This window comes from Neptunomonas sp. (genome assembly GCF_016744175.1).
GTDB lineage: Bacteria > Pseudomonadota > Gammaproteobacteria > Pseudomonadales > Balneatricaceae > Neptunomonas.
Genome location: NZ_JADGEV010000017.1, coordinates 35,524 through 53,352, shown reverse-complemented (window position 1 = coordinate 53,352; position 17,829 = coordinate 35,524). Strand labels below are relative to the sequence as shown.

19 protein-coding genes are annotated in these 17,829 nt (G+C 41.3%); 11 read left to right on the top strand and 8 right to left on the bottom strand.

Features of this window, described 5'->3' with window-relative positions; genetic code table 11:
- Positions 1-155: 155 nt before the first annotated feature.
- Together QZZ55_RS09950 and dinB are read right to left on the bottom strand one after the other, a co-directional pair.
- Positions 156-713, bottom strand: coding sequence for a nucleoside deaminase (locus tag QZZ55_RS09950; protein ID WP_293267171.1), 558 nt, complete (start codon positions 711-713; stop codon positions 156-158).
- Positions 714-772: 59 nt separating this feature from the next.
- Positions 773-1,828: a DNA polymerase IV gene (gene dinB, locus QZZ55_RS09945; protein WP_293267170.1), complete on the bottom strand. Its 1,056-nt coding sequence runs from the start codon at positions 1,826-1,828 to the stop codon at positions 773-775.
- 180 nt (positions 1,829-2,008) lie between these two features.
- On the opposite strand from dinB, the gene QZZ55_RS09940 reads away from it, so the two are divergent.
- Together QZZ55_RS09940 and QZZ55_RS09935 are read left to right on the top strand one after the other, a co-directional pair.
- Positions 2,009-3,721, top strand: a complete 1,713-nt coding sequence (locus QZZ55_RS09940) for a lysophospholipid acyltransferase family protein (protein WP_293267169.1) — start codon at positions 2,009-2,011, stop codon at positions 3,719-3,721.
- A 51-nt stretch (positions 3,722-3,772) separates the two neighbouring features.
- Positions 3,773-4,243 carry a hypothetical protein gene (locus QZZ55_RS09935; protein WP_293267168.1) on the top strand — a complete coding sequence of 157 codons (471 nt, stop codon included), beginning with the start codon at positions 3,773-3,775 and terminating at the stop codon, positions 4,241-4,243.
- Here QZZ55_RS09935 and QZZ55_RS09930 read toward each other — a convergent pair whose 3' ends face one another.
- On the bottom strand, positions 4,244-5,206 hold the full coding sequence (locus QZZ55_RS09930; protein ID WP_293267167.1) for a hypothetical protein: 963 nt from the start codon (positions 5,204-5,206) through the stop codon (positions 4,244-4,246). It abuts the gene before it with no gap.
- Positions 5,207-5,292: 86 nt separating this feature from the next.
- Between QZZ55_RS09930 and QZZ55_RS09925 the strand changes: the two genes are divergently transcribed.
- The 5 genes from QZZ55_RS09925 to QZZ55_RS09905 all read left to right on the top strand — a co-directional run bounded on the left by QZZ55_RS09925 (position 5,293) and on the right by QZZ55_RS09905 (position 9,858).
- Positions 5,293-5,886, top strand: coding sequence for a TetR/AcrR family transcriptional regulator (locus QZZ55_RS09925; protein WP_293267166.1), 594 nt, complete (start codon positions 5,293-5,295; stop codon positions 5,884-5,886).
- Between the two features lie 243 nt (positions 5,887-6,129).
- Positions 6,130-6,441, top strand: coding sequence for a hypothetical protein (locus QZZ55_RS09920; RefSeq protein WP_293267165.1), 312 nt, complete (start codon positions 6,130-6,132; stop codon positions 6,439-6,441).
- 105 nt (positions 6,442-6,546) lie between these two features.
- Positions 6,547-7,944, top strand: coding sequence for an ATP-binding protein (locus QZZ55_RS09915; protein ID WP_293267164.1), 1,398 nt, complete (start codon positions 6,547-6,549; stop codon positions 7,942-7,944).
- Positions 7,945-7,974: 30 nt separating this feature from the next.
- Positions 7,975-8,481 carry a hypothetical protein gene (locus tag QZZ55_RS09910; protein ID WP_293267163.1) on the top strand — a complete coding sequence of 169 codons (507 nt, stop codon included), beginning with the start codon at positions 7,975-7,977 and terminating at the stop codon, positions 8,479-8,481.
- A gap of 3 nt (positions 8,482-8,484) precedes the next feature.
- Positions 8,485-9,858, top strand: a complete 1,374-nt coding sequence (locus tag QZZ55_RS09905) for a sigma 54-interacting transcriptional regulator (RefSeq protein ID WP_293267162.1) — start codon at positions 8,485-8,487, stop codon at positions 9,856-9,858.
- On the opposite strand, the gene ybaK is transcribed toward QZZ55_RS09905, so the two are convergent.
- Both ybaK and QZZ55_RS09895 read right to left on the bottom strand, forming a co-directional pair.
- Positions 9,855-10,337 carry a Cys-tRNA(Pro) deacylase gene (ybaK, locus tag QZZ55_RS09900; protein ID WP_293267161.1) on the bottom strand — a complete coding sequence of 161 codons (483 nt, stop codon included), beginning with the start codon at positions 10,335-10,337 and terminating at the stop codon, positions 9,855-9,857. The two genes, QZZ55_RS09905 and ybaK, sit on opposite strands and share 4 nt — an antisense overlap.
- The gene (locus QZZ55_RS09895; RefSeq protein ID WP_366512305.1) at positions 10,334-10,594 is read right to left on the bottom strand and encodes a DUF3820 family protein; all 261 of its coding nucleotides are present in this window, start codon (positions 10,592-10,594) and stop codon (positions 10,334-10,336) included. Before QZZ55_RS09895 ends, ybaK begins: the two co-directional genes overlap by 4 nt.
- 70 nt (positions 10,595-10,664) lie before the next feature.
- Here QZZ55_RS09895 and QZZ55_RS09890 point away from each other — a divergent pair, with 70 nt between their 5' ends.
- The gene (locus QZZ55_RS09890; RefSeq protein ID WP_293267160.1) at positions 10,665-12,050 is read left to right on the top strand and encodes a tetratricopeptide repeat protein; all 1,386 of its coding nucleotides are present in this window, start codon (positions 10,665-10,667) and stop codon (positions 12,048-12,050) included.
- Here QZZ55_RS09890 and QZZ55_RS09885 read toward each other — a convergent pair.
- From QZZ55_RS09885 to QZZ55_RS09875, 3 genes are all read right to left on the bottom strand, one after another.
- Positions 12,043-14,226, bottom strand: coding sequence for a GNAT family N-acetyltransferase (locus QZZ55_RS09885; RefSeq protein WP_293267159.1), 2,184 nt, complete (start codon positions 14,224-14,226; stop codon positions 12,043-12,045). The two genes, QZZ55_RS09890 and QZZ55_RS09885, sit on opposite strands and share 8 nt — an antisense overlap.
- Before the next feature lie 6 nt (positions 14,227-14,232).
- Positions 14,233-14,985, bottom strand: a complete 753-nt coding sequence (locus tag QZZ55_RS09880; RefSeq protein WP_293267158.1) for a GGDEF domain-containing protein — start codon at positions 14,983-14,985, stop codon at positions 14,233-14,235.
- A 77-nt stretch (positions 14,986-15,062) separates the two neighbouring features.
- On the bottom strand, positions 15,063-15,668 hold the full coding sequence (locus tag QZZ55_RS09875) for a DUF924 family protein (RefSeq protein ID WP_293267157.1): 606 nt from the start codon (positions 15,666-15,668) through the stop codon (positions 15,063-15,065).
- 226 nt (positions 15,669-15,894) lie between these two features.
- Between QZZ55_RS09875 and QZZ55_RS09870 the strand changes: the two genes are divergently transcribed.
- Genes QZZ55_RS09870 through QZZ55_RS09860 form a run of 3 tightly spaced genes read left to right on the top strand, consistent with a single transcriptional unit; the run spans position 15,895 to position 17,825 of the window.
- Positions 15,895-16,743, top strand: a complete 849-nt coding sequence (locus QZZ55_RS09870) for a hypothetical protein (RefSeq protein WP_293267156.1) — start codon at positions 15,895-15,897, stop codon at positions 16,741-16,743.
- Positions 16,740-17,363, top strand: coding sequence for a glutathione binding-like protein (locus QZZ55_RS09865; RefSeq protein WP_293267155.1), 624 nt, complete (start codon positions 16,740-16,742; stop codon positions 17,361-17,363). Before QZZ55_RS09870 ends, QZZ55_RS09865 begins: the two co-directional genes overlap by 4 nt.
- Before the next feature lie 15 nt (positions 17,364-17,378).
- Positions 17,379-17,825, top strand: coding sequence for a YaiI/YqxD family protein (locus tag QZZ55_RS09860; RefSeq protein WP_293267154.1), 447 nt, complete (start codon positions 17,379-17,381; stop codon positions 17,823-17,825).
- Positions 17,826-17,829: the final 4 nt, after the last annotated feature.

The following is a 17,829-nucleotide window of genomic DNA, read 5'->3' as shown; positions in this document are numbered from 1 at the left end:
AAAATAATTTCTAGGGAAGATTTAAAAGGCGCGAATTTTAACAGAAATGCACAGCAGTGTCAGGAAAGACTCGACTATATAACGTATCTATAATCATTAGCCTTATCCAAAGCGTCGCTGGTTTATAACTACCCTCTATTTTTTAGAATGCAGGCTCACTTTTCGTTACCACGTTGCTTCATCAAGGCCTCTCGCAAATAAACAATATTATGCTGTGAAAGCTCCAATGCTAGTTGGCATAGTTCATCACTTGCATGGGCATGATAAAACGACTGCAAGTTCGCTAAATTTTGCCAAGCAGGTGGCATATCACTCATGCGCTCTACCATACCGCCTGCAGAATCTTTGACTAAATACTTAATTACGCCAATACCGCTGAGTAATATTCGAGACAGGCACATTGGACAAGGCTCCAAAGATACAACGAGTTTTAACTGGCCTGGCGGATACGTTTCTCTAAAATCGCTTTCATACTTATCAATTACTCTCATCTCAGCATGAGCAGAAGAACAAAAACGGGTAGAAAAAACAGCATTATTTTCTTCTATCAAGACGTAGCCATTAGCATCTAACAAAACAGCCCCTACTCCGTAATTACCGGATGACAAAGCATCCAACGCTAACTCACAACAACGCAAACCAACTTCTTCATCTCTAAAACTTTCCTTAATCGGAAATTTTTTTACACGCAAAGCCAGTTGATCAAGCGTCATGACACACTCCCTCTCCCATTTCTGAACGCTCACAGTGCGCAACGTAACGCATTAAACGTCTAAGACCAAAAAGTTAATTGTTTTAACGATATCTCTTCTTTATCCTTCAAACGAAATCCGATTCCAAGTAACCTTACAGGCTTACTTGCTCTATGGTAGCCCTGTACCATAAGAGCCGACCATAGTTCTTCATTATGTACTAAAGATCGCTGTTCGATGGTTGTTTGACTAAAATCATTAAATTTTAGCTTTACGAACGAACCATGGATCGATCGTGACTGTTTAAGCTTATTAAAACGCTGCATCAACTCCCCATATAATGCAGGTATATGAGAGAGACATTCATCCACAGTAATGAGATCACTTGCAAAAGTGTGCTCAACACTAATAGATTTTCTTACTCTATGCGTGATGACTTCGCGCTCATCGATACCACGACTTAATTCATAAAGCCGTTGCCCAAAGCGTCCAAATTTTTCTGTTAAATCTATGGCCGAGAGTTTTTTCAAGTCCCCGCATGTGTACACATGTAATAGTTGCAATTTTTCAGCTGTTTTTTTGCCTACACCAAACAACTTTTCTACGGGTAAAGAATGAACAAAACCTTCGACCTGCTCAGGAGTAATAACAAATAATCCGTTTGGTTTATTCCAATCACTCGCTATTTTCGCTAAAAATTTATTAGGTGCTACGCCTGCTGAAATAATAATACCTGTTTCATTGAAAACCCTTTCACGCAACATTTGTGCTATGCGAGTAGCACTTCCTTGAAACTGCTCGTTATCGGTCACATCCAAATATGCTTCATCTAGCGACAGCGGCTCAATGAAATCAGATACGTCACGATAAATAGCCATGATTTGGGCTGAAACATGTTGATATTTTTCCATCTCGCCCGGAATAACTGTTAATGAAGGGCATAGCTTTAATGCATGTGCAGTAGCCATAGCAGAACGAATACCAAATACACGGGCCGGATAGTTACAGGTGGATATAACCCCCCTTCTATCTGAGCGCCCGCCAATGGCTAATGGAATGTCAGCATATTCCGGGTTGTCGCGCATCTCTACCGCGGCAAAAAAGCAATCACAATCACAATGAATAATTTTTCTCATACATTCTTTACTTAAGCTGTATACATATACAGTATAACTAAAATATCAGATACGTCCCACTACTTACTAACCACTAGCAATGCCTCCAGAATCCATCACAATTTTGTCATGCCCTCGTCAAATAACTGCCATATAACTGCCATATTATTTCTGATATAAATTCTGCTACAGGGAAAAAACATGATTAATATTGAACAGGCATTGGTACAGAAATACCCTGCCTTTTCTGCGAAACCCGCAACACTTCGCCGTTCTGCAATTTATTGCCTACGTCGCTTAATACATGAAGACGAAATCAATTCTTTTTTAACAAAAAATACTGAAGCCAGAGGTTTTGAGTTTGTTGATAAAGTGTTGGACTATTTCGATTTCAGCTACAGCCTTAGCCATGTTGACCGCATGAATATTCCTTCATCTGGTCGAGTCGTCATTATTGCTAATCATCCTTTAGGAGCTCTAGATGGCTTAGCGCTTCTCAAACTTATTGGTGAAGTTCGTCGCGATGTTAGGATTGTTGCTAATGATGTTTTAAGTCATTTCGAACAGCTCAGCTCTCTATTTTTACCCGTTGATAATTTGGGTAACGGTACGAAAAAGAAAGATATCGAGCGCATTATACATTCACTGCAAAACGAGGAGGCCGTTATTGTATTTCCTGCGGGGGAAGTTTCTAGAGCAGGTATGACAGGCATCAAAGATGGAAAGTGGAATAGCGGTTTTCTTCGTTTTGCACGAAAAGCAAATGCACCCGTTTTACCGGTTTATTTAGGCGGAAAAAACTCTCCTCTCTTTTACGGCGTATCTTATATCCATAAATCATTATCTTCCTTGCTTTTGGCCAGAGAGATGTTCAATAAGCAATCTACCATTATTCCTATTCGTATAGGCCAAGCAATACCCTATAGCCATATAGATGCGGTTCCTATATCGACAACCGAAAAATCCAAACTTGTACGCAAGCATTTATATCGTATTGCAAAGCGTAAGAGCCCTTTATTTAACACAGAAAAAACCATTGTACATCCACAAGATAGACGTCTCCTAAAACAAGAACTTAAAGCATCAGAGCTACTGGGGGAGACCGTCGACGGTAAAAAAATATATCTATTTGACCACTGCCCTGATTCAGCAGTTATGCAAGAAATAGGAAGATTACGAGAAATATCATTTCGATGTGTTGGAGAAGGCACCGGAAAGAATAAAGATTTAGATAAATATGATCACTACTATCGACACATAATTCTATGGGATGAGGACGATCTTGAAATCGCCGGTGCCTATCGCCTAGCTGAAGCGCATAAGCTCATTCACGACTCTAATAGCCCCCTCTATAGCGAAACCTTATTTCAGTACGGTGAAGCAATGCATCCCTATTTTGAGCAAGGAATAGAATTGGGACGTAGCTTTGTTCAACCGCGCTACTGGGGAAGACGAAGCTTAGATTATCTATGGTATGGTATTGGTGCATATTTGAAAAAGCACCCTAATGTCCGTTATCTGTTTGGTCCCGTAAGTCTTAGCAACCGCTACCCCAAACCTGCTAAAGATATGTTGGTATGGTTTTATCAACATTATTTTGCTGATAATAATCGATTAGCAAAGGCACACACGCCATATGAGTTATCAAGCAAAGAAAGCGTGCTTACTGTATTTATTGGTGACGACTACCAAACTGATTTTAAAATACTCAAAGAGCAGCTAAATTATTTAGGTGTATCAGTCCCCACTCTTTATAAACAGTACAGTGAGCTTTGCACTACCGGTGGTGTTCGCTTTATGGATTTCGGTATTGATGCTAATTTTAATTATTGCGTCGATGGTCTTGTAATGGTCGATACCCATTTTATTAAAGAGAAAAAACACCAACGGTATGTAGGTAACAAACTTCCCTAAAAGCCTTCTGCCCTATACTCTGTAGCATCTATTAAAAAATCTGAGTAGACGATGAGCCCTGTAATAATAATCATTTTAGGAACTATCTTGATTGCCGGAATATTCTGGATGAAATCTTTACCCGCACACCGTCGCAGATTTGCTCTTTTTAAACTATTGATTTTATTGTTAATAGCTATCATTGTTATTTTAACAATCACAGGTCGCCTTCATTGGATAGGTGCATTACTGGCCAGCTTTTTTCTTCTTTTCAAAAAATACAATTTTATCTTCAGAGCCTTACCTTTTTTACAACGCTTCTTCAAAAAATCTAACTTTCAAAAAAGTAAAACAACACAAAAAGGCTCTCTGATGAGCCGCCAAGAAGCTCTCGACATCTTGGGATTGAAAGAGGGGTGTAGCTCGGAAGATATCATTTTGGCACATAGAAAGTTAATGCAGAGGCTTCATCCAGACCAAGGGGGAAGTGATTACCTTGCTGCTCAGATTAACGAAGCAAGAGCATTACTATTAAACAAATAGTCACTCTGAGCGCTTAAGAGAAATTCCTGCCCGCCCGAATTCAGAGGAGAAACCTTCTTGCACGAATTCACCTGAATAGGCTCTTCTTAGCAACAGAACTGACTCCTGCTTGCGCCCATCCTGCTGAGTAAAATGGATAATTAACTTATCATTACTTTTCCATTGCCACGTCCCTTGCATAACAATCAAAGCTTGGCCGTTTCGGTAATCCAGCAGCATAGACACCATATTTTCTGGCAATATATCCAGCACAACAAAAGCCTCATTGTCTGTTAAAAGGTTACTGTAGCGCCCTAACAAGGCTCGGTTAGTTAAATCGCCTTGACGCGCGCACCCTTGGAATGTATTCCCGCTTAGATCCATACTAGTACTCCAACGATACCAAATATTAAGGGCATCCGTACAAGGCTGGTCACGAATTTCTAAGCGAAGTGAATAAGACTGTCCTTTGACGCCTTTAAGTGAACTTTCCCATACGCCTTGAGTGCCATCAAAACTATCAATGGGAAAATTTAATGTGCGTAATGTTTCATACGACTGAACACGGACGCTGCCCGGTAAAACATCTGCTAACCACGGAGGATTCCCCCCCTGCGCACGAAAACGTATATTGGATAAATTAACATGGCACATTTTACTACCACCACCAGCAACCATTACATCATCAATACGCCAGACTAAATCAACCCCTTGTTCAGCTTTCACTTCCATATAGGTAGGCAGCCCAGTACTGCCGGTATAACCGGAGAAGTGCTTTTTCAACAGTCCTCTAGGGTCATCTAAGCGGCGGCGTTCCTGACTATAACAAGGTGTTATAGTAAATTGACTATCGTCCTTACTTACAATACCTCTGACAAATTCAACATTAGAATTTTTTTGTTTTAATCCTAGAGAATCCACACAACCTGATAAAAAAACTGGAACGAAGACCAGCAATACCAAACACTTTTTTATTCTCCTCATAGTTGACGAATTCCTTTCTCTGTACCATAAATAAGTAGTTAGCAATATTATTGCTTAATTAACTGATGACTCAGGAACCATGATTAATGGCAAGACCAGCAGAGTTTGATAGAAGCGAAGTGCTCAATAAAGCCATGGAAATTTTTTGGCGCACGGGATACATCGCCACGTCCGTTACTGATCTTGTGCATGCAACAAACCTAAAACCCGGATCCTTATATGGAGCATTTAATAGTAAACGAGGATTATTTCTTGAGGTTATCGATAATTATGCGAATCGCAGCTTAACACGCATTAGCGAATGTATGGAACAATCTGATTCAGCCATTGACGCTATCGCTCATTTCTTTTCTTGCATGTGCAAAGAATTAGAAAATGATGAGCTTGGTAAAGGCTGTTTAATGATTAATACCCTATTAGAACTTGCCACAGAAGATGATGATATTCGAATCAAGGTGACAGAATACCTAAACCGAATTGAACACCATTTTTACGTTGCGCTTGAGAACGCTCGATTAAACGGTGAAATAAAACCTGAAACTGACTGTAATAGTCTGGCTAAAATGCTAATGACAGGAATATGGGGACTACGTGTAATGAGCACTACACGGCCAGATCCGGCTATCTACTCTGGAATCGTTGTTCATTTACTATCCTCACTTGAAAGAGTTAGAAACTAATATATACAGACATCGAACAAAACCGTCCTTATTAAGAGACACTATAAGCCACTGTTATAGTTAAGTTTTTTATCAACTCCTCCCCCATGGACTCCAAAAAGAGACACTTTCTTCAATAACGTATTGCCAATTGCCCTACTCTCTATCAAAAAAACTTATAACATATTGAAAAATAGTGATTTTATAAAACTCGGCCTAAGATTTGCTTTATCTGATATATCATTTTTTTTCGAAGGGCACCCCATGCGCTTATTCATTGTTATTCTCTCAATTATCACAACAACACACCTTTTTGCAGAACCCATGCAGTCTAAGCATATCAGCGCTTTGGAGCATTTAAATCCAGTCGTGCTAATGGAAAACCTCGATAGTAATAAAGATGGCCGACTCAACTATCTAGAAGCGATGGCGGATAGTGAAATATCTGATCGTTTTCTTCAAATCGATGTGAACAACAATGGTTTCTTAAGCCTCAATGAGCTAACACTGCCTAAGAATGTGGACAATAGTCAACTCAAAATACTGCTCACTTTTGCTTCTCTTCAATGCATTTAAGTAAGAGGGTCATTACCAAAAAAGTGCAATTATTTACATCTGACTTAACCTATCACTCATAATTAAGGATAATCAACAAATCATCATTAAAGAGATCGAGGCAATATGACCCCCTCACCAAGAGCTTGGCAGCCACGCTCATTAAAACAACTGGTGTTTATTGCCTTCTTTTTAATCAATGTTCCTATCGGTTTCATGCTTTATAAAAGCAACATTGTATTAGAAAATCAGTTACAACAAAGTTATAAACAGACTCAAATATCGCTTGAACTTAGCCAACAGAATAACTCTCTGGAACGCCTAGCGGAAGATATCGTTCGCTCATCAACGCAATTCCGTATTCTCAAAGTACCCACAATACAAGAACGCCTAGCAGAGCAGGTGGAGAGCTTTAATAACCATTTATCGATACAGATGTTCATTACTGAACAAAACCATAAAAAGCAAAAATTCCAAGATTTATTTAACGATCTGCAAGAAGACCCCTTCAGTGAGACGATTAACTCATTGCCTCAACTAACAAGAGACCTCGCTGAGGAAAGCTTTAAAAAAATGGCAATTGAACTGGCTAGCCTTCAGGAACAAGCCCATGTAACCCGCCAAGACCTATGGTGGCAAACGGCTCTGCTTGCACTGACGACATTAGCACTAATGCTTTTCTTTTCTACCCTAATAACGCGACCAATAACAGAACTCAGTAGCCGAATAGAAGCAATAGGGCGTAGAGAGAACCTGCCCAAAACGCCTATACGTGGGCCAAGAGAGATCGTTCAACTCAATAACCAAATTGTTTGGCTAGACCAACATTTACTCCAACTCGAACAGCTAAAGGGTAAATTTATTCAGCATATTTCTCATGAACTCAAGACCCCCTTAACAACATTGCGTGAAGGGGCTGATTTACTTGCTGAAGAAGTCCCTGGAGTACTGAATGACCAACAACATCATGTTGTATCGCTACTGCAAAGCAGCAGTATTAATCTTCAAAAATTGATTGAGCAACTACTTGATTACAACAAACTTCAGCAGCCTCACCTTTTACAAACACAAAAAGTAGATATCTATAAAGCTATAATGGGGGCCGTCACACCATGGCAATTATTGATTTCTGAAAAATCGATAAAGCTGGCTCTTCCGAAAACTTCACTTATTGTCCAGTTAGACCCAGACATGCTTCATCGTGTGCTTGGTAATCTAGCGTCGAACGCCATTTACTATACCGATAAGAATGGACGTGTCACAATTGAAGCGTCTATATCTGAGAACCAGTTGATCATTGATATTGAGAATAATGGTCCTGCAATCCCGCCAGAAGATGCCAAAAAGATTTTCGAACCTTTTTATCAAGGTAAAAAGAAGCGTAGTGGGCCCTTAAAAGGCTCTGGCATCGGTTTAAGTATTGCAATGGAGGCGAGTAAAGCAATGCATGGTAAGCTTATACTTCAGACAAACAAAGAGAGCCAAATAGTCTTTCGCCTGACTGTGCCCTTAGAGCCCAAATAATTTTATAATCGATTTGAACAAGCTATCTATATGACAAAGTATTTTTTATCAATTTTATTATTACCGTTCTTTTTTTTGATCGGCTGCCAGCCATTGCCTAAAATGGTGCCTCTGACTGAAAAACCACTGCCAAACTGCTTTTTAACTGAAGAAGCTTTAAGCATATTTTTAGAAGATGAGCATCAGTACATGATGTCTAACGCAGCACAACGCAAACAGATTTTATTATCGGTTAAAGCATCCCCTGAGCGCTTAGCGAACATACTCAGTAACGAAAGAAACAACAAAACGGCTCTAGAAAAGTCACTCCCTTTGTTCAACCAATTACCCTTGTTGCCTAATAAATCTTGCACGGCAGATCGCTATCTTTATCTAAGGTTCAGGCATGCTCAGGCAAACTTAGCCGCGATCGAGGACAAAAGCGCTATTTCTGCTCGGCTAAACACTGCAAAACTAACCATTGAAAAGCAACAGCAGCAAATTGATGCTCTCACTCAGATTGAACATGCAATAACCCGTCAACGTGAGGAACCTTAAACCATGACGCAACTTTCACGAATTCTTCTAGTCGACGACGATAATGGCGTGCTATCACTGCTAACCATGCGCCTGGAAGCATCCGGATACCAAGTGCTTACTGCTTCAAGTGGCGAAGAAGCATTGCGTCTATTACCTTCTGAACGCGTTGACTTAGTATTAACTGATCTATGTATGGATGAGATGGATGGTCTCACCCTTTTTAAGCATGTACAGCAAAATTGGCCTGGCTTACCCGTCATTATTATTACCGCTCATGGTTCAATTCCTGAAGCGGTAACTGCAACTCAACAAGGTGTCTTTGGCTTCTTAACTAAGCCAATTGATAAAGTCCAGCTTCTTGATACTGTAAAAGCAGCACTTGTTTCTGCTGAGCGCCGACGAAACACTAAATGGCGTGACGAGATTATTACCAAAAGCCCCGTGATGTTACATCTCTTGGATCAGGCTCACCGTGTTGCAGAATCTGATGTTAGTGTTCTCATTACAGGGCCCAGCGGTAGCGGTAAAGAATTAATGGCACGCTCTATCCACCAGGCGAGTAAACGAGCGAATGAAAATTTCATTGCGATAAACTGCGGTGCTTTGCCAGAACAGTTACTTGAGTCAGAGTTGTTTGGTCATGCCAAAGGATCTTTTACCGGCGCGATTTCAAACCACATAGGGCTTTTTCAAGCAGCTCACGGAGGAACTCTGTTTCTGGATGAAATTGGAGAAATGCCTCAACCACTCCAGGTTAAACTATTGCGAGTGCTACAAGAAAGGGTTATTCGCCCAGTAGGGTCTGTCGACAACATTGATATAGATGTCCGCATTATATCAGCAACACACCGAAATATTGACCAAGCCATGCAAAGCGAAGATTTTAGAGAAGACCTCTACTATCGCTTGAATGTAGTTAATATTGAATTACCCCCCTTGCGAGATCGTCCGGAAGACATTCCCGTTTTAGCAAGGCATTTTTTAGCAAAAGCAACGCAGCAACATAACCGAAAAGTACGCAATATTTCACCTGGCGCATTACATTTATTAGCTCAGGCAGCGTGGCCTGGTAATGTTCGACAACTTCAAAATGTCATGGAGAAAGTCGTTGCGTTAAGTGCTAGTCCAGTGATATCCGAAGGGCTCGTTGCAAACGCACTGTCTAACCAAGACTTAGTCATACCGTCATTTAATGAAGCTCGAGCTGACTTTGAGAAACGCTACCTGATTAAGCTCATGCAAGTAACGGAAGGTAATGTCACACACGCCGCACGTATTGCACAAAGGAATAGAACAGACTTTTATAAGTTGCTTAGTAGACACTGTATTGAAGCCGCAGAGTATAAGCCATCTGCAGCTCACAATGATTCGGTGAAGGCTCGTAAAGCTAGTTAAGAGTCTTTCCGACCAATACCGGCAAGCTTTGCAGAAGTTAATCTTACGAGGTCGTCTGCGGACATCTCAATTTCTAAGCCCCTTTTCCCCGCACTTATGAAGATAGCGCCATAATCTACTGCCGACTCATCAATAACAGTGGGCAGTGCTTTTTTTTGCCCTAGTGGGCTAATACCCCCTACGATGTACCCTGTCGTTCGCTCAGCAGCTTCAGGCTCAGCCATAACAACCTTTTTTACACTTAGTGCGGATGCCATTGCTTTTAAGTTAAGCAACCCACTCACTGGAACCACAGCCACCGCCAACTTTTTCTGATTTCCTTCTATTGCCACGAGTAAAGTTTTGAATACTTGCGCTGGGTTTTGTACAAGTAGGTCTGCGGCTTCCTCACCATACGACGCACTCCCAGGGTTATGTTGATACTCATGTAACTTATAAGAATACTTTGCCTTATTAAGCACGTTAACTGCAGGCGTCATGATTTTCTCTTTGGGTAATACTTACCAGAATTTTGCGACTGCTCTTTTAAGGGCTGTAGCAGGTATTCCAACCCATTAAGTTTAATCTCATATAACGTACGAAGTAGATCGCCTATTTCTCCAGAGGGAAACCCTTTCTTTTCGAACCAGCAGATATAGGGTTCTGGAAGGTCGACTAAGATTCGACCCGCATATTTCCCAAAGGGCATTTTCATTGTTGCTAGCTTTTTAAGCTGCTGGGGTTGAAAAGACATCATAAGTTGTATCGTTGCTATCCATTAATTTTGAGTACAAAATGCATCCCAAATTCACTTTTGATAATGTGCGATGAAACAGTCTGAACAAACTATCAGCAAAGCGATGGCTTTACTCAATCAAGGCAAATACAAATCAGCACAGCACATCTGTAAAAGAATTATTGCTCGTGCACCTCTGCATTATCAAGCAAATTTACTATCAGGTGTGATTGCGCTAAATACGGGTGAGCTCGTCATTGCAGAAAAGCTCTTACAAATCGCTCAAAAAAGTGCACAAAGTCACAATGATAAAGCTCAAGCACTCAGCAATTTGTCGCTTTCTTTAAACTATCAGCAACGATTTCCAGAAGCCTTAGAATATATCAGCCAAGCTATATCACTTAGAAAACAGCCTCTTTTCTACTGTAACCGGGCTAACATATTTGAACAACTGTCTCGCTGGTCTGAAATGCATGAAGACCTAACAACAGCGCTGACCTACTCCCCTAATATCCTAGACGCCATTATTAGTTTAGCGGTCGCTAAAAGACACCTTAATGATCCCACCACAGCATTAGCGCTATTAGAAAGCCACCCAGAATACCACGACCAAGAATGGCTAAATGAATGGGCTTTATTAAGCAGCCTCAATAACCATTTAGAAAATGTAGAGAAACAGCTATCTGCGTTATCTCTTTCTGATAGCGCCATGATTAATCTTGGAGATTATGCTCTAGAACAAAACCATCCAGATATCGCACAAAAGCTCTACTTACTCGTAAAAAGTAGGCTACCTAACAACCCTATTCTCAATCATCAGCTTAATGCGTTACAGGGTATCTCTTCGGCCCAAGCCCCGCGTGAGTACGTGGAGTCTTTATTTAACAGCTGTGCTGATAAATTTGACAATCGCCTTGTAAACCAACTCCAGTACACTTTACCTGAGCAGCTTATAGAGAGTTTGCACCTTTTTTTACCCAGCACCGCTATCTCGGCTATTGACCTTGGTTGCGGAACAGGGCTTCTTGGAAGAGCATTATCAGCTAAAGCATTAATAGCCACACTCACTGGCGTAGATGTATCTGAAGCGATGCTTGAACAAGCAATGCACACCAAGCTCTATCATCACCTTATCCATGATGACATTGTAACTAGCCTTCAAGAGGCTAAGGGCACAGATCTCATCATGGCAGCCGATGTATTAATTTATTTAGGCGAACTTGATATACTTTTTAACCGCGTCAGCCACGCTCTAAAGAAAGATGGTCTGTTTGCGTTTAGTACGGAGTCTTGCAAAACCTCTTGGCAAATTGAGCAGTCAGGACGCTATCAACACAGCACAGAGTATATTTGCTCACTCATGACTAAGAATAGCTTTTCATTACTTCATTCAACGACATGCCACTTACGTTTAGAGAAAAACCACCCTGTTTCAGGTGAAATATTTATATTAAAAAAAATAGAATCAGCTACTTAATCTTACCCGCCAGCTTCGCTTGTTGAAAAAGAAAAGACGCCGCCATACGAAGGGATTTCAAAAGTGCTTTCCGGTTTTGAAGATCGCCAGACTGTATCATTAACAACTCATTTTTTTGCTGAATAACACGCCCTTCAATTAATTTCTTTATCTGTGTATCTGTAGAACCTACATCCCAAAGAAGTCGATACTTTTCAGCCAGCCTAGCAAAAATAGAAGCACTGCTTTCATAAGATCGATAGTGAAACGCAAAGCCAGATAAGTCTTTCCACTCCTCACTCTCAGGCCGCAGATCTAAGACTGAAACGGGACGTTGCACACGTGCTAAAAGAGTTTTATCAAAATCCTGAAGCCACTCTTTTTGCAGATATATAAATCGTTTTTGAAACTGACTTTCCCACACACATAGCGCTAAATTCGCGGAGGTAGATAGCCCTTTAATAACGAGCGTTGCATAGGAGCCACTAACAGGATCACGCTGTGTTCCAATTCTTACTACCTGATACCCTTCAGCTTGCCAAAAATCTAATAGCGTAGGAGTAACAGCAAATGAAGCGCCTATCAGGTGGTATGAGCTATTTTCGCCTGCCTTCTGAATAACCGCTAGCAGAGCTGAAGCAACACCAAGACGACGATATTCATCTTTTACTGCAATTCGAACCACACGTAACATAGTGAAGTCAGCAGCATCTAAATACCCCTCTTGAGCGATCAGTAACTGAGGTATCAAATGCCCTCGTGGTCGCCGCCTTCCCTCCCAAATGTGCTGTACAAGCGTATCATCAAGCCCCCCTTCTTCTGCGACAAGACATGCCCCGATAATATCACCGGCCAGTTCGGCAACCCACACCTGCAAATTAGGGCTATCTAACATAATACGTAAGTCACCAGGCGTAGTTCGATAATGAGCATTAATCATTAAACCAAACAAGGACCTTAGTTGATCAGGGTCATCTACCAACCTCTGCCCATCAATACGCCTGTACTGAACGGTATCGATAGAATGAATTGTACCTTGTACTTCTTGCCTCGTAGGCAGATCAAAACGTGCACATGAGTCTAGCAACAATAGCTTATTGATAAAGGGTTCTAATGGATCATGATCTGACCAGCGGATAGGCTTTTCTAAGGTAAAACTCTGTAGTGTTTCAGAGCAACGCTTAAGGACTGGAAAAAAGCGTAGCGCAAACCCTTGTCCCGTTCCTTCATACCCTTGAGTGGTCGTCGCAAAAACTATTTTGGTGAACTGCTCAAGAAAACCCGTCAATAGTTGCACAGGGATTCCTGCGGCCTCATCTACCAACAAAATATCTGCATCAGACCCATCACAAAGTACATCTATTGGCGGCTTGAATACTAAAGAGGCCTGATTAGCACTATCAACCCGATAGCGCTCCCGCAGAGCCTCTGGAGAAATCGATGCTTGTTTAAATACGCTTTCAACTGCATCAATACTCGGTGCTGTCACTACAACATTTCGACCTTGGCTTAGATATTGACGGGCTAATATCCCTAATGCAGAAGATTTACCCCTCCCCCTCGCAGCTGTTAGCACGCAATTGCGCTTTCCAGGTAGCTCAAAGCACTGAGTAATTTGATCGACAACGCGTCGTTGATCAAAAAGCATTAATTCTTCAGAAGCACGAGGTATTGAGAAAGGTGAAAGTGATAACATCCCCTGTATCTGGTCAAAGTGAGATAGAGATGCCTCTTCAGTAAAGCAGCGTTTCAAATGATTAAGAAAATGATCAGCAACATCTACACTTGCATACGGCTCTACTCGTAATCGTTGCTTTTCGGGGTCATTATAGAAATCTGGGGATTCAGGATGATGGCTCAAAAAAATAAAAAGACCACCTCCTTTTAGTAACCCTGAAACTTGGCCAAGTGCATCAGGATTAATACCACTAAATCCATCGTAGACCAACAAATCTACTTCCTGACCCAGTAAACGGTGGGCTTGATGAATATCACAGGTGGTTTGCCCTTCCCATTCACGGGACGAAATAACAACGCTGTTTAGATGGTCATTACGATGGAGGTATGTGAGCACTTGCTCAGCAGTCCACTCAGGAGAACCTGTTAACCAACAGGAGTGTCGAATATACCCTTGTTTTGCCTCTCTCTCTAAGCGACAGAGAAGGCTTTGAGGGCTATGTAATGTGGGGTCTGACATATACGATCAATAAGAATATGTCACTGAAGGATTCGCAAGAGGCTCTGCATCAGCACACACTTGATCTCCCCCACGAGTCTTCGCATTAATCAATAACTGCTGAACATTAGCCATGGCAGCTGTACTTTCCAAATCAGATCTTGGTTGAAACGTACATAAGCCAATACTCACTGGAGGCTTAAGTCCTAACTGCTTTACTCCCTTCAAGCACCGGTCAGCCAATTGCAATACAAGTTCATTAGTGGAAGGTAATATCAGTCCAAAGGTTGTTGCATCGACTTTAGCCACCATATCGCCAGGGCGGCAAACGACATGAATGAGATTTTGTGCCACTTTAATGGCGTCTTGTTCTTCAATATCCTCAACATCAAACCCTACGTACATGAGTGTTAGAGGGGTAAATTCTCTAACACATCGACGGCATTCAACATCGACTCGCACTTCAAACTCGTGAGGGTCAGGTAAGCCCGTCACGAGGTCCTTGCCCGTGCTAATTAGATCAATGCGCACCTGTAGTGCTCTATATTTTTTTAGGAGCTCGACCAACACATAAACTAGCACACCAGATGCAAAGACCATTCCCCAAAAAACCCATAACAAAGATTGGGGAGAGACCAAGGCTAGCTGAAGTGCAATAGCCGTTACAAAAAGGCACACCAAAATACCTACCGCTAACAATAACGGTTTCATTAGATTACGTTGACTCTTTAACTCTTGTGAGTCGGTTTTAAGAAACGTTATTTTTTGCTTGTTTGACAATTCGGCCTCTACTTCCAGTCATTTAATACCAATTCAGTATAACGCAGAACTTTCTATCGCGTACATTAAGCAAAGGACTATTGGCCCCAACGGTTATGCGATTGATGCAAATATGCCAGTTCCTCTGCTGTCGACTCACGCCCCAGCGCTTGATTACGATGCGGAAAACGACCAAAGCGTATAATCATATCTCGATGCTGCGACGCAAAATCAATAGCAGAATCAACCCTATGTCGCTCTTTTAATGAAACTTCAGACAGTAAGCCTTCTAGCCGAGCTATACACAAATCCTGAGCCTCAAGTGACTCACTATGCTCTAGCGGCATATAAAAAAATATGCGCTCGGAAATCTCTAATGCTTCATCATGTCCATTCTCAAGACTTTCTAACACTATTTTTCTAGCAATATCATCTCCTTTAAAGGCTTCCGCCATTCCTCGATAAATATTTCGTGTAAATTGGTCTAGTAAAATAACTAAAGCAAGCTTGCCCCTAGGGGTACTCTTCCATCCATCCAGCTCACCCCGCAGTGCTGCACTAACTTTAGCGCCAAAGAGCAAGTCAATCTCCCTATCAAGTTCCGCACTACCCTGCCACCAAAGAGAGTCTTTGTTTGTTAAAGGAAATCCATTTTCAAGATCACCAAACCAAAACTGCAACACTTCATCAATATCGATTCTCATACGCACCCCTCTAAGAAAATGATATATCCCTTGATACATTTCTAAAACAATAATACGAGCTACTGCTCAGAATACTGATACTCACTTATAATATGTTTACCTTATAAAGGGTTTTGCAACAATACAGCTAAAATAACTATTCTGTGTTTTCACCCTTTATTCAAGATTGAAACTGCTTTAGAGTCATGTAATACAATGGATTTTATATCTATGGGGAATAGAGACAATGACTCGCATATTACTGATTATCGTTCTTCTGGGAATCATCATAACAAGCTATTTCTATTTACCTCCCACTGTACCCAGTACTGCCACAAATGTCTCAGACAATGCCGCGCCTCCTGCCCAGAAGATGAGTCAAACAAGCCCCGAAAGTGGTAAAGAAAACGCCCAAGCGCTTACTCATATCAAAAAGATTACCGAGCATTCTGATAAATCAATTGACGCGACAACCGCCAGCCACTTTGTTACAGAAGACCAATTAATCAAGTTACCAGATACTGCTGATGCTCGACTTTTAATTGGAAAAAGTGCCGATATCAGTAATAACAATACGGTACAAACCTTTGGCGTGAGCCTTCCTGTTTTTAACTCTCAAAAAAGCACATCTACCGATAACAAACCAACCCTATCTAGCACAGCTAATAGCACCACTTTAATTGGTACCCACGTTCAATTAAAAGAGCTTTTAAAGCAATCTGACAGCAATGGAAAGAAAGTATTTTACATCCATGCAGTTAACCAGAATGACGAGCAAGGTATCTGGGGTATCTTACAAAAGGGCTTAACTGATACTTTCGCACAAGGTATCAAGCTATCAGATAGCAACACTCTCATTCAGACGACCATTCCAGAGGAAGCGGACGAGACTCTTAACAATAGAAATAGCTCTTTCCTAGGAAAACTACTTCATGAGAAAGTCGCTAGCACCCATATATATAACTTTGAACAAGGCCTACTTGGGCAGAATCCAAACTTAATTACCCCAGGCCAGCAATTGATTATCGTGACCTTCAGTGAGGACGAGTTGCTCAATATTTATAAACATTACAGTCTGCAAGGCCAATTACAATGATCAATTTATATACATGGGGAACCCCAAACGGAAGAAAAATATCCATCATGCTAGAAGCCATCGGCGAGGAATATCAGACTTTTACTGTTGATATATTAAAAGACCAGCAGTTTTATCCGGAGTTTCTTCAAATCAGCCCAAACAATAAAATCCCTGCTATTGTTGACCCTCAAGGTCCTAATGGAGAGCCGATCTCACTTTTCGAAACAGGTGCAATTCTGCTTTATTTAGGCGAGAAGTCAGGAAAGTTCATTCCAAAAAAACCTAGTAAACGGTATGAAATGCTTGAATGGCTTATGTGGCAAATGGGCGGGTTTGGCCCCTTCCTTGGGCAAGCTCATCACTTTAACCGCTTTGCTCCCAATGAAGTACCTTATGCTAAAAATCGATATAATAACGAAGCACAAAGGCTTTGGAGCGTACTCAACAAGCGCCTATCTTGTAGAGATTATGTTGTTGATGAGCTAAGTATCGCTGATTTTGCAATTTATCCATGGGCAGCACGTTACGAGTGGCAAGAAATTGCGCTAAATGACTACCCGAGTGTAAAAAACTGGATGGAAAGAATGCAATCGCTAGACGCCGTTCAAAAAGGAATGGCGGTTCCTGATACATATTAAATTACTGGAGTAATTATGCACATTTGGGTTGATGCAGACGCTTGCCCACGCGTCATTAAAGATATTCTGTTTAGAGCTGCAGAACGAACTAATACAACAATGACATTAGTTGCTAACCAACTCATTAACACTCCGCCAACACCCCTAATTAACGCTATTCGTGTACCTGCTGGCTTTGACGTGGCCGATAATTACATTGTACAAAAACTAGCTGAAGGTGATTTAGTCATTACCGCTGATATCCCTTTAGCTGCAGAAGTGGTCGAAAACAAAGGTATAGCGCTCAACCCCCGAGGAGAGTTATATACAACAGAGAACATACGCCAACTCCTTTCCATGCGGGATTTCATGGATACTTTGCGTAATACAGGAGTAGAAACTGGCGGACCGAAATCCCTTAATGAACAAGACCGCAGGACATTTGCAAATAAGCTAGACAGCCTACTCGCAAAAATAAGATAAACAA